This is a genomic window from Minwuia sp., assembly GCF_048007105.1.
Lineage (GTDB): Bacteria > Pseudomonadota > Alphaproteobacteria > Minwuiales > Minwuiaceae > Minwuia.
In genome coordinates this window covers 4,134,613-4,146,806 of record NZ_CP180352.1, presented here as the reverse complement: position 1 = coordinate 4,146,806, position 12,194 = coordinate 4,134,613, and the positions used below count along the sequence as shown (strand labels likewise).

The 12,194-nt window shown below is 67.5% G+C and carries 11 protein-coding genes; 4 read left to right on the top strand and 7 right to left on the bottom strand.

Annotated features, from left to right (window positions below; all coding sequences use genetic code 11):
* The 3 genes from xseA to ACMVY4_RS20140 all read left to right on the top strand — a co-directional run bounded on the left by xseA (window position 1) and on the right by ACMVY4_RS20140 (window position 3,204).
* Window positions 1-1,413, top strand: a complete 1,413-nt coding sequence (gene xseA, locus ACMVY4_RS20150; protein WP_416897737.1) for an exodeoxyribonuclease VII large subunit — start codon at window positions 1-3, stop codon at window positions 1,411-1,413.
* On the top strand, window positions 1,413-2,216 hold the full coding sequence (locus ACMVY4_RS20145) for a M23 family metallopeptidase (protein ID WP_416897736.1): 804 nt from the start codon (window positions 1,413-1,415) through the stop codon (window positions 2,214-2,216). The genes xseA and ACMVY4_RS20145 overlap by 1 nt, the downstream gene beginning before the upstream one ends.
* 76 nt (window positions 2,217-2,292) lie before the next feature.
* A complete protein-coding gene (locus ACMVY4_RS20140; protein ID WP_416897735.1) occupies window positions 2,293-3,204 on the top strand; it encodes a putative metalloprotease CJM1_0395 family protein in 912 nt (303 codons plus the stop codon).
* Here ACMVY4_RS20140 and ACMVY4_RS20135 read toward each other — a convergent pair.
* The 4 genes from ACMVY4_RS20135 to ACMVY4_RS20120 all read right to left on the bottom strand — a co-directional run bounded on the left by ACMVY4_RS20135 (window position 3,201) and on the right by ACMVY4_RS20120 (window position 7,836).
* Entirely contained in the window at window positions 3,201-4,436 is a 1,236-nt protein-coding gene (locus ACMVY4_RS20135) for an MFS transporter (RefSeq protein WP_416897734.1), read from the bottom strand. The genes ACMVY4_RS20140 and ACMVY4_RS20135 overlap by 4 nt on opposite strands.
* Window positions 4,403-5,086 carry a hypothetical protein gene (locus ACMVY4_RS20130; RefSeq protein ID WP_416897733.1) on the bottom strand — a complete coding sequence of 228 codons (684 nt, stop codon included), beginning with the start codon at window positions 5,084-5,086 and terminating at the stop codon, window positions 4,403-4,405. Before ACMVY4_RS20130 ends, ACMVY4_RS20135 begins: the two co-directional genes overlap by 34 nt.
* 74 nt (window positions 5,087-5,160) lie before the next feature.
* Complete coding sequence (locus ACMVY4_RS20125; protein WP_416897732.1) at window positions 5,161-5,622, bottom strand: (2Fe-2S)-binding protein; 462 nt, start codon at window positions 5,620-5,622, stop codon at window positions 5,161-5,163.
* 12 nt (window positions 5,623-5,634) lie between these two features.
* The gene (locus ACMVY4_RS20120) at window positions 5,635-7,836 is read right to left on the bottom strand and encodes a molybdopterin cofactor-binding domain-containing protein (protein WP_416897731.1); all 2,202 of its coding nucleotides are present in this window, start codon (window positions 7,834-7,836) and stop codon (window positions 5,635-5,637) included.
* Window positions 7,837-8,011: 175 nt separating this feature from the next.
* On the opposite strand from ACMVY4_RS20120, the gene ACMVY4_RS20115 reads away from it, so the two are divergent.
* The gene (locus ACMVY4_RS20115) at window positions 8,012-9,184 is read left to right on the top strand and encodes an acetyl-CoA C-acetyltransferase (RefSeq protein ID WP_416897730.1); all 1,173 of its coding nucleotides are present in this window, start codon (window positions 8,012-8,014) and stop codon (window positions 9,182-9,184) included.
* A 60-nt stretch (window positions 9,185-9,244) separates the two neighbouring features.
* On the opposite strand, the gene ACMVY4_RS20110 is transcribed toward ACMVY4_RS20115, so the two are convergent.
* The 3 genes from ACMVY4_RS20110 to ACMVY4_RS20100 all read right to left on the bottom strand — a co-directional run bounded on the left by ACMVY4_RS20110 (window position 9,245) and on the right by ACMVY4_RS20100 (window position 12,192).
* On the bottom strand, window positions 9,245-9,454 hold the full coding sequence (locus tag ACMVY4_RS20110) for a hypothetical protein (RefSeq protein ID WP_416897729.1): 210 nt from the start codon (window positions 9,452-9,454) through the stop codon (window positions 9,245-9,247).
* Window positions 9,454-11,097, bottom strand: coding sequence for an FAD-dependent monooxygenase (locus ACMVY4_RS20105; protein ID WP_416897728.1), 1,644 nt, complete (start codon window positions 11,095-11,097; stop codon window positions 9,454-9,456). Before ACMVY4_RS20105 ends, ACMVY4_RS20110 begins: the two co-directional genes overlap by 1 nt.
* 108 nt (window positions 11,098-11,205) lie before the next feature.
* Complete coding sequence (locus ACMVY4_RS20100) at window positions 11,206-12,192, bottom strand: D-Ala-D-Ala carboxypeptidase family metallohydrolase (RefSeq protein WP_416897727.1); 987 nt, start codon at window positions 12,190-12,192, stop codon at window positions 11,206-11,208.
* Window positions 12,193-12,194 lie beyond the last annotated feature (2 nt).

Below are 12,194 nucleotides of genomic sequence, written 5' to 3'. Positions count from 1 at the left end.
ATGCCAAGCGATCGCCCTGATTCCCGTTCGAACGTAGCCGAATACACCGTCAGCGAACTGTCGCAGAAGCTGAAGCGGACGCTCGAAGACGCCTTCGGCCATGTGACCCTTCGGGGCGAGATTTCGGGCTTCAAGCGCGCGGCCTCCGGTCACCTCTATTTTGGTCTGAAGGACGACAAGTCGGTGATCGACGGCATTGTCTGGAAGGGGCAGGCGGCGCGCCTGACCTTCCGCCCGGAGGACGGGCTGGAGGTGCTCTGTACCGGCCGCGTCACCAGCTATCCGGCGCGCTCCAAGTACCAGATTGTCATCGACCGGATGGAACCGGCCGGGGAGGGCGCGCTGATGGCGCTGCTGGAGCAGCGCCGCAAGCAGCTTGCGGCCGAGGGGCTGTTCGCGCCGGAGCGGAAACGCCCGTTGCCTTTCCTGCCTGCCCGGATCGGCGTCGTCACCAGCCCGACCGGCGCTGTCATCCGCGACATCCTGCACCGGCTCGCGGACCGCTTTCCGAGGCATGTCCTGCTCTGGCCGGTGAAGGTCCAGGGCGACGGCGCCGCCGAGGAAGTGGCCGCCGCCATCCGCGGTTTCAACGCGATGACCGAGGGGCTGGCGGATCTGCTGATCGTCGCCCGCGGCGGCGGTTCGATCGAGGACCTCTGGGCCTTCAACGAGGAGATCGTCGTGCGCGCGGCCGCCGAGAGCGCCATCCCGCTGATTTCAGCTGTCGGACACGAGACAGACACCACGCTGATCGATCATGCTTCGGACAGGCGCGCGCCGACGCCGACCGCGGCGGCGGAGATCGCCGTGCCCGTGCGGAGCGAGATCGCGATGCAGGTGACGGACCTGCACCGGCGGAGCCTGTCGGCGCTGCGGCGGATGCGGGTGGAGCGGCGCAACGCGGTCGCCGGACTGGCCCGCGGGCTGGTCGATCCGCGGCGCCTGCTGCAGACCCATGGACAGCGGCTCGACGACCTCGGCGACGCGTTGGCGCGCGCCCTGAAGCTGAACGCCGGGCGGGGCCGCCAGCGGCTGACCCATGTCTCCGGCGGCCTGAGACCGACGATCCTGCGTCAGCCGATCCGCGATGGCCGCGACCGCACCGGACGCGCCGGTCAGACCCTGGGCCGGGAGATCCGGCGGACGCTCGACGACCGGCGCAAGGCGCTGGAGGGCGCTGCGCGGCTGCTTGAGGGGTTCTCCTATCGCGCGACGCTGAAACGGGGCTATGCGGTCGTCCGCGACGATGCAGGAGGCCTCGTGACCCGCGTGGCTTCGGTGAAGCCCGGCGCCGCGCTCGAGATCGAGTTCGACGACGGGCGCCAGCCGGTCGTCGCCGGCGGTGACGCGCCGCAGCCGCGCCGTCGCAGCAGACCGTCCGCACCGAAGCCGAAGCAGGGAGACCTTTTCTGATGCGGATTGGAGCCGGCATTCTCCTGGCGGCGCTGCTCCTGTTCGGCCTTCCCGCCGCAGCCTTCGAACTCGCCGGCAATGCCGTGCAGGGCGGCATGATGATCGGCCGCACCGCGCCCGGGACACCTGTGACGGTCGACGGCAAGCCGGTCCGTGTGTCGCCGGACGGGATGTTCGTCTTCGGCTTCGGCCGCGATCACGGCGAGAGCGTGATACTGACCGTGGGCAACAGGGTCGAGACAATCGACGTTGCCCGCCGCGACTACGAGATCCAGCGGATCGATGGACTGCCGCCGAAGATGGTGACGCCACCCGAAGATGTGCTCGCCCGCATCCGCCGGGAGAACGCCGAGATCGCGCGGGTCCGTGCGCTGGATACGGACGCGAGCCATTTTGGCCAGGACTGGATCTGGCCGTCCGTCGGCACCGTCACGGGCGTCTTCGGCAGTCAGCGCGTGCTGAACGGGGAACCGCGCCGGCCGCATTTCGGCATCGACATCGCCGCGCCGGCCGGCTCGGATGTCGTCGCGCCCACGGATGGCGTCGTCCGGATGGCCGAAGCCGATCTCTACTTCACGGGCGGGACGGTGATGCTGGATCACGGTCACGGCGTGACCAGCGTCTATTCGCATCTTTCGAAGGTGTCGGTCGAGGTCGGCCGGTCCGTCCGGCAGGGCGAGAAAATCGGCGAGGTCGGCTCGACCGGCCGCTCGACGGGCGCGCATCTGGACTGGCGGGTGAACTGGTTCACGGAACGGCTGGATCCGGGGCTGCTCGCCGGTCCGATGCCGGAGACGCGTTAACCGGATTTCCTGACGGTTCGTTAATCTTTCCGGCGCTCAATGGCACTATGAGCCGGAGTCTGCCAGAGATGCGCCCGTGATCGCGCCGCTGCAACCGATCGCCCCGCCGTCGCCCGTGAAGGCGCCGGTCCGGCCCGCAAGCGCGGAACCGGCTGCCTTCGAGCGGACCGACCGGAACGGTGCGGCTCCGGTTACCGTGCAGGGACAACGCGGCGCCTCGGTCTCGGGCAACAATCTCATTGCCGCCCAGGAAGAGGCCAGCAAGCCGCGCAAGCCGGCTGAGGAAGCGGCGGCGAAGCCTGCGGCCTCCGATCTGGAGCTATCCGAGGAAGACAAGAAGCAGGTGCGCGAGCTTCGCGCCCGTGATCTGGAGGTCCGCGCCCACGAGCAGGCACATCAGCGCGCCGGCGGCCGGTATGCCAGCGCGCCTTCCTACGAGTTCGAGCGCGGCCCGGACGGCAACAGCTATGCCGTTGGCGGCCATGTCTCCATCAGCACCTCGCCCATACCGGGCGATCCGCAGGCGACCATCGACAAGATGGACCAGGTCAAGCGCGCTGCACTGGCGCCATCGGAACCGTCGTCGCAGGATCGCAGTGTCGCCGCCGACGCGCAGGCGAAGCGGGCGGACGCGCAGGCTGAACTGAACGCGCAGAAACGCGAGGAACAGGAAGCGCGCTTCGGCGAGACCGGCGAGGATGGCCGTGTCGATGCCCCGAGCGAAAGTGACCGGGCTACTGCCGGTCCGGGCGAGACGACGTCGAAATCAGGCGCGGACGAGTTCGGCAACGGACAGGATGAGAGCGGCAACGCATTCGGTGCCGTCGAGCCCGGACAGCCTGCGCGCTTTGCCGACATGCTCGACCGTGCGGTTTCGGCGGTCTCGACCGTCGTGGCCGGCGGCATCGGCCGTCTGGAGATGCAGCCGGGTCAGGCCGCGGATGCTGTTCTGCCCACCCGCCGCACCGGTGTCGATATCCGCGTCTAGGCGGTCTGCGGTTTTCGGGGACGCCGGCTGAGCAGCAGCCAGAGCGCAAGAGACATGTTCAGCAGGTTGAAGATGACGCCGTTCATGAAGGCGGCGGCGTAGGACCCGGTGATGTCGTAGATCTCGCCCGACACCCAGCCGCCGATCGCCATCCCGACGATCGTTGCCATCAGAACCAGGCTCACCCGCCATCCGGCTTCCGACGCCTTGAAGTAGTCGCGCACGATCAGCGCATAGGACGGCACGATGCCGCCCTGGCTCAGCCCGAACATGGCCGAGACGACGTAGAGCGACGTCAGCCCGTCGAACGGCAGGTAGAACAGCAGCGCGATGCATTGCAGCGTCGAGCCGAGCAGCAGCGTTCCGACGCCGCCGATCCTGTCGGCGATGATGCCCGAGATCAGCCGGCTGATGACGCCGAAACCGAGCATCAGAGAGAGCATGGTGGCGCCCGCTTCCGAAGCGAAGCCAAGATCGGCGCAATAGGCGACGATGTGGACCTGCGGCATCGACATGGCGATGCAGCAACTCAGCCCGGCCAGCACCAGCAGGATCTGCAGGGTCCGGGGCGAAAGGCCGGCGGTCATGGATCCGAATGTGGCGGTCCCGGTTGCGGCAAGCGGGTCTTCCAGTGTCGCGCGGCGCTTCAGCAGCATTGCCAGGGGCAGCATGGTGACGACGCAGAAGATGCCGACGGTCATGTGAGCATCGCGCCAGCCATAGGTCTCGATCAGCCAGGTCAGCACGGGCGGCCAGACCGTCCCGGCCAGGTAGTTGCCGCTTGCGACGATGGCCACGGCGATGCCGCGGCGGCGGCGGAACCAGTGCGTCACGTCCGCGACCAGCGGTCCGAACGTGGCCGATGAGCCGAGCATTCCGATCAGCAGCGCCTGCGCGGCGATGAACTGCCAGAGCGACTGCGCCTGCGACGCCAGCACGTAGCCGGCGCAGAGGAAGACGCCGGCCAGCATCAGCGGCACGCGGATGCCGAAGCGGTCTGAAAGGCGGCCCATCGCGATGCCGCCGACCGCGAACCCGACCATCGTTGCTGTGTAGGGCAGGGAGGCGCCGCCGCGGTCCACGCCGAACGCGGTCTCGACGACCGGCAGGGCGATGATGACAGACCAGAGGCCGATGCCGCCGATTGTCGCGAGCAGCAGCGAGATCGCCAGCCGGCCCCAGGCGTAGGAGCTGTCCGTCAGGTCTTCGGTATGTTCCCCGTAGCTGGCCATGGGCCGTCAGCCTCCCCCTGCGCGAAGCGCAACGCGGCGCAGATAGCGCGGAAACGGCGGAAGGCGATAGCGCTATTTGCGCAGCCGTTCCCCGCACATGTTCCGTTCAGCAGCGGGAAACGCCGGGCGGACAGCCCTGAAAAAGCTAGACCCGTTCGCCCTCGATCTGGAAATGGAAGATGTTGCTGGCCGGACGGCATGGCGCATTCGCGCGGTGGCTGTTCGGCCGGAAACCGGCGGAACACGGCGTCGGCGCGGCGCCGTTCGGTCTGGAAACCGGACTCGAGCGAGCCGTCGAACTCAAGCTCGTACCAGAACGTCGTCTCAGGCAGTTTCGGATTGTCGGCGAGATAGGCGTCGTTCCATGCGAATCCCAGCGAGATGAAGCGGAAGCCGTCATCGGTCGGGGCCCCGATCTGCCGGTTGACCCAGTCGCCGCAGGATGTGCCGCTCGGCCGTTGCTGGCAGAGCCTCTCGCGGAACTCGATCGCCGATTTCAACTGGGAGGGGCTGAAGCCCACGACGCAGGCGAAGACGCCGGCGCCGGCGCGGGCGGTGCCTGTCGACGCCGCTATCGCCAGACAGACGAGGGCGAGGGACAACAGGATGAACCTGAGTGGCCTTGCAGGGAGAGCCGTTGCCAGCTTCATGGAGAACCTCTTGCTGCGCGCGATTGCGCGAAGAGGTTAGCGGTGGCCGCCTCGGCGGGTAAACAGGCCTGCGATCACGCTTTCCCGGCGCCGATCTCGGCGGCGCGGTGGATGCCCTTGCGCACGCGGTCATAGGTGCCGCAGCGGCAGATGTTGGTCATCGCCGCGTCGATGTCGCTGTCGGTCGGATCCGGTGTCTCCGCGAGCAGCGAGGCGGCGGCCATGATCTGGCCGGACTGGCAGTAGCCGCATTGCGGCACGTCGATTTCCCGCCATGCCTGTTGGACGGGATGCGATGCGTCCTCGGACAGCCCCTCGATCGTGGTGATCTCCGCATCGCCGACGGCCTCCACCGGCAGGATGCAGGTTCGGGTGGCCACGCCGTCCAGATGAACCGTGCAGGCGCCGCAGAGGCCCTGGCCGCAGCCGAAACGGGTGCCGCGCAGACCGACAGTGTCGCGCAGCGCCCACAGCAACGGGGTCTCGGGTTCGATGTCGAGGTCGTGGGTGCGGCCGTTGATCTTGAGTGAAATCATGGTCGTCGCTCCTCAGGCGTTCGTGGCCAGGCTGAAGCCCTGATTGACGATCGGCAGTTCGCGGATCCGCTTGCCCGTCGCGGCGAAGATGGCGTTGGTGAGCGCCGCGGCGAGCGGCGGCGTGCCCGGTTCGCCCAGTCCGGAAGGTGCTTCGCCACTCGGCACGAAATGCACTTCCACCGGCGGCGCTTCGGACATGTGCAGCACGCGGTAGTCGTGGAAGTTGCTCTGTTCGGTCCGGCCGCCGGCGATGGTGATCTCGCCGAACATGGCGCCCTCCAGACCCCACAGGACGGCGCCAGTCACCTGGGATTCGGCGATGGCCGGATTGATGACCATGCCGCAGTCGACGGCGCAGACGATACGGTGGATGCGGATCGCGCTGCCGTTCTCGACAGATATCTCGGCGACCTCGGCGACCCAGGTGCCGAAGGACTTGTGCACGGCCAGCCCCTGGAAGCGGCCGGGCGGCGGATTGCCCCAGCCCGCCTTCTCCGCGACCAGATCCATCACGCCCAGATACCGTGGTTCCTCTGTCAGCAGCTTGCGCCGGTAGGCCATCGGGTCCTGGCCGGCCGCGTTGGCGCATTCGTCCATCATCGCTTCCTTGCAATAGCCGGAAAGCGAATGCTGCACCGAGCGGTGGGAGCCGTTCGGTACGCCGAACGGCATGATCTCGGTGTCCACGTCCAGATCGTCGACGGCGTAGGGAAACGGGTTGCTCTCGACCATGGACCGGCTGAGGCCCGCGCCCATGTTGACGTCGCCGACGATGCTCTCGACCGGGATCCATTTCAGGTACGGCGCATTGCTGTCGATCGTTCGTTCGAAATGCGATGGCTCGGCCAGCTTCACGTGCCAGCCGACCGGGAGGCCGTCGGGGCCGAGACCGACCCTGAAGCGCACCCTCGACATGGGCCGGTAGAAGTCATGCTGCATGTCCTCTTCGCGGGTCCACAGCATCTTCACCGGCTTGCCGGCGGCCTGGGCGATGATCACCGCCTGATAGACATAGTCGTTCTCCAGACGTCGCCCGAAGCCGCCGCCCAGATGGGTGGTGTGGATCTCGATCTGATCGTCGTCGAGGCCGGTGACCTCGCGGGCGGCGACGGCGGCGGCGTGCTGGTTCTGGGTCGGCACCCAGACCCTGCAGAAATCGGCGGTGACATGCGCGGTGCAGTTCATCGGCTCCAGCGGCTGATGCGCCAGCAGGGCGGTCTGGTATTCCACATCCAGCGTTTCGACGGCGCCGTCGAAACGCGCCTGGTCCATCTCCGCAAGCGATGCCTTCATGGCGGCCGTGTAGCCTTCGCTGCTCTGGTTCGCGTTGGGTCCATCGTTCCAGCGGACGTCCAGCGCCTCGAGCCCGGTCTTCGCCCGCCAGAAGCTGTCGGCCACGACGGCGACACCGCCCGGAATCTTCACCACCTGCTTCACGCCCCGCGACGCCAGCGCCGCCTTCTCGTCCATGCCGGCCACATCTCCGCCGAAGACCGGCGACTGGGCGATGGTGGCGTAGAGCATGTCAGGCAGGACGGTATCGATGCCGTAGACGGGCTGGCCCGTGATCTTGGCCTCGGTGTCCAGCCGTTTGACGGGCTGTCCGATCAGGCGGAAGTCCGAAGCGGCCTTCAGCGGCGGATCGGACGGTGGATCGAGGCGGGCTGCCGCGGCGGCCATGTCGCCGAAGGAGGCGCTCTTGCCGCCGCTGTGGGTGAGCCGGGAGTTCTCGACCCTGATCTCGTCCGCCGGCACCTGCCATTCGTTTGCTGCGGCCTGCACCAGCATGGCCCGCGCGGTCGCGCCGAGCTTCCGAAGCTTCTCCCAGTAGGTCGCGACCGAGGCGCTGCCGCCCGTGACCTGGACGAAATAGGCCGGATTCTCGAAGGCCGAATGGCGGGGCGCGAAGACCGTCCGAATCGACGACCAGTCGGCGTCCATTTCCTCGGCGATGATCATGGTCAGCGCGGTCTGGACGCCCTGGCCCATTTCCGATGCCGGGACGAAGAACAGGACCCCGCCATCGGGATCGACATGCAGCCAGGCGTTGCGGAAGACGTCGTCGCCGGCTTCCGCGGGCAGTGTGGCGATCGTATCCAGTTCGGCGCTGCAGCCGATGAGCAGACCGGCCGAGGCGGCGGCGCTCAGTTTCAGGAAGTGGCGGCGGCTGAGGGCGGCTCTGGCCGGTGCGGCTGACACGGCGGCGCTGGACATGGTCGGGCTCCTGCGTGGTGGTGATGCGTCAAATGTACAAAATTAGTCACTTTGTCAAATCACGAATGCGCCTTTCGTCGGGTAACCCATGCGTCAACCGGACTGGTGATTTCATCTCCGTTCGGGTTTAAGACGGTCCCAGAGACAGACCTTCTTGCGACATGGGAGAGAAGACATGGCCGAAGCCTATATCGTTGACGCCGTACGTACCGCCGGCGGCCGCCGCGGCGGCAAGCTGGCCGGATGGCACCCCGCCGACATGGGCGGCGCCGTTCTGGACGCGCTGGTGGACCGTTCCGGCATCGATCCGGAAGCCATCGAGGACGTGATCATGGGCTGCGTCGGCATGGCCGGCGAGCAGAGCTTTCACATCGGCCGCAACTGCGTGCTGGCCTCGAAGCTGCCCGAGAGCGTGCCGGCCGTCTCCATCGACCGCCAGTGCGGTTCGTCGCAGCAGTCGCTGCACTTCGCGGCCCAGGCCGTCATGTCCGGCACCATGGATGTGGTCATCGCCGCCGGCGTCGAGAGCATGACCCGCGTGCCGATGGGCTCGCCGACCCGTCTGGCCGCCGAAGCCGGCCTCGGTTCGCCGAAGTCGCCGAAGATGGAAGAGCGCTATCCGGGCATCAACTTCAGCCAGTTCATGGGCGCGGAGATGATGGCGGAGAAGTATCAGTTCACCCGCGATCAGCTGGACGAGTTCGCGCTGGAAAGCCACAAGCGCGCCGCAAAGGCGACGCAGGCCGGCGTCTTCAGCAACGAGATCGTCCCGCTCGAGATCGAGGGTGAGAACGGCCGCGAGATGCACACTTCCGACGAGGGCATCCGCTATGACGCGACGATGGAAAGCATCGGCTCGGTCAAGCTGCTGAAGGAAGGCGGCCGGATCACTGCCGCGAACGCCAGCCAGATCTGCGACGGCGCCTCGGGCGCGCTCATCGTCTCGGAAGAGGCCCTGAAGCGCTACAACCTGACGCCGCTGGCCCGCATCCACAACCTGACCATCACCGGTGGCGATCCGGTCATCATGCTGGAAGAGCCGATCGGCGCGACCGAGCGGGCGCTGAAGAAGACCGGCATGAAGATCGACGACATCGACTTCTACGAGGTCAACGAGGCCTTCGCCCCCGTGCCGATGGCATGGATGAAGGTCACCGGTGCGGACCACGCCCGCCTGAACGTCAATGGCGGCGCGATCGCGCTGGGCCACCCGCTGGGCGCCTCGGGCACCAAGCTGATGGCGACCCTGCTGAACGTGCTGAAGAACAACAACGGCCGCTACGGCCTGCAGACCATGTGCGAGGGCGGCGGACTGGCGAACGTCACCATCGTCGAGCGTCTGAACTGACTGCCGCCACATCGGCGGAGGGGAAGGGGGCGCGGTTTCCGGACCGCGCCCTTTCTCGTTTCAGGGGTCCCGGCGGTCCAGATCCTTCAGCGCGAGGTCGACGAGTTCGGCCGCGCGTTCCGGATCGTCCAGTTCCCTGAGCGCCACGAAGGCCAGCTTGGCGAGGAGCATCGCTTCCATTTCCGCCGGCTCGCCGAGGGTCCGGGCGCGGTCGATGGCGTCGGCCAGCCGGTCGTAGAGCGCCTCGGTTCCGGCATGATCCAGCGCCATCACGCATCTCCCCAGATGCGGCCGGCGGCGCGGGCGATCTCTTCGGCATCCGGCGCGGTCCGCGCCCGCGCGGCGACGTGCCAGTCCGGCCGCAACAGGTAGAGCGTGCCGGGCACCGCGCCGTATCGGGCGGCGGCATCCGGTTCGCGACCCGGGTCCAGTGCGATCACGCGGAGCGGACGCGCGGATGTCGCCGCGCCGTCCAGCGCCGCCAGCACCCTCGTGTCCCCGGCCTGACCGGTGAAATAGAGGGCCGTGGCCTCGCCGGCCAGCCTGTCGGTCAGGTAGGCGCCGCCGGATAGCCGGACCGATGCCGCCACCGCCCCGGCGCGCGGTCCGGCCGCGAAGGCGGCATCCTCGTCCGGCCATGAATTGTGCGGGCTGCCGGCATAGTCATGCGGCGCGCTCTGGCGCGGATTGGCGAGATCGCCGGCCCAGGCCTGGCTGAGCGAGAGCGACAGGCTGGCGTCCCGCATCAGCCGGTAGCCCCGGCTTGGCGGTGTCATGTAGTTGGTCGACTTTCGCGCCTCGCGGAAGATCTCCAGCGTGGCCGCGCGGCGTTCGGGCGTGTAGCTCTCCAGGATCGCCGGGCCGGCGGCGCCGCGGACAAGGGCGCCCAGTTTCCAGGCGAGATTGTCGGCGTCAGCCAGCCCCGAATTCAGTCCGCGCACTCCGAAGATCGGCACCAGATGCGCCGCGTCGCCCACGAAGGCGACGCGTCCGTGATCGTAGCTGTCCAGACAGAGGCAGTGCGCCTTGTAGAGGGAATACCAGTCCAGTTCCCACGGCGCGGTCTCGCCCGCCATCTCCAGCACGTCGCTGATGCGCTGGCGGATACGGTCGGGCTGCAGTTCCGCCTCCTCGTCATCCTCGTCGCGCAGTTGATAGTCCACGCGCCACATGTTCTTCGGCTGTTTGTGCATCAGTATGGTCGAGCCGCGGTTCACCGGGCTGTCGAACCAGGCCCGGCGCTCGGTCGGCGAGTTCGTCCGCATCCGGATGTCGGCGATCAGATAGGCCGAGGAATAGGACATGCCGGCCAGCTTCAGGCCCATCAGGCTGCGCACCGTGGACCGTGCGCCGTCTGCCGCGACGAGCCAGCCGGCGTCGAGGCAATAGTCGCCCTCCGGCGTCGCGATATCGAGTTCGACCCCGTCATCGCCGGCACGCAGCCCCTTCAGTTCCGAACGCCAGCGGATTTCCACCAGGCCGGTTTCGGCGGCCTTTTCCAGCATCAGGCGCTCGATGAAGTTCTGCTGCAGGTTGTTCATCGGGTGATAGCGCTCATGGGCGGAATGCGGCATCTCGAGTTGATAGATGACCTCGCCGCGGTAGAAGCTCTGCCCCGATGTCCAGGGCAGGGCCATCGCCTCGAAGGCCTCGCCGACGCCCAGGTTCTGCAGGATCTCCATCGAGCGGCGTGAGATGCACAGCGCCCGGCTTCCGGCGCTCTCGGTGTCGCCGGCCTCGATGACGACGCTCCTGATGCCCTGCCGGGCCAGACCCAGCGCAACGGCAAGCCCGACCGGTCCAGCGCCGACAATCGCGACGGCATGCGACACCGTCGTCCCGGCCAGTTCAGGCGGCGGAACGAAAGGGTAGGGCCGGTAATCGAAATAGAGTGAGCGTGTCTTCTCCAGCATCCGGAAAGGCTAGATCAGAACCCTCGGCTTCGGAACTCCGGACCGGACAGAAAAAGACGGGGCGCGTTGCGCACCCCGCCAACAGTCCCGGCCGGAGCCGGAGACCGGTCAGCGGCCCCAGCGAGCGCGTTGACCGCGGCCGTCGATATGGACGAAAGGTCCGTGCACGGCGTTGGCGCCATAGGCGCCGATGCCGCCCTGGGGGATGTCGGCCTTCGCAATGAAGGTTTTCGACGCGAAGTCGTAGAGCCAGTTCGCGTCCGCGCGCGTGACCCTTTCGTCGCCCGACAGGTCGTCCATGACCCCGTCGCGGGGGCTATGGTCCACGTACACATCGGCGGCGTCGCCAAACATGTGGCGGGAACGCTTCGCGCCGCGAATGGCGGTGTTGTAGAACGGCGTGCGGTAGCCGCTCATCACGAAGAGCGTGTCGGCCTCCGTCGTGCCGGTGCCGTTCAGCTCGCGCATCACGGACTCCAGCCGCGTCAGCAGCGACGGCGTGACAAGGACGTATTTCGGCCAGTGATCCGGCTGCTGCTTGCACATGAATTGACCGATACGGAAATGCGGCGAGACCGGCAGTTCCATGTCTTCCGGGCCGTCGATTCGGATGAAGCCCTGCGGCGCGTCGGCTGCGTAGTTGCCGATGCGGTAGCCGTTCAGCCAGCCGTCCTTCATGTCTTCGGCAGGTTCCAGGGTGAAGACGCTCAGGCGGTTCACCATCTCGCCGTTCGGCTTCAGGATCATGATGTCGGTGGTGCCCGGGTTCTCGGGGGCCTGCCATTCATTGACGGCGCCGCGGCGGCTGCGGAACTTGCCGTCGATGCGCATCGCGTAGCCTGACGGCAGGGTGATCAGCAGTTTCTCGCCAGGCATCACGGTCGCGAACCAGATCCGCATGGGCAGCTTCTCGCCACCGATCCGGACTTCCTTCACGGCTTTCTCGGCGCTGACCGAGTAGTCGGGGCGGACCAGCTGCGCCACCTGGTTCTGGGCGATCGCCGCAAGTCCGGCGATCTCGATCTTGGCGGAGGCTGCGAGCGCAGCGAGGGCTGCGCCCGCGACCAGCGTCACGGTCAGTAGTGTCCAGCGCATGC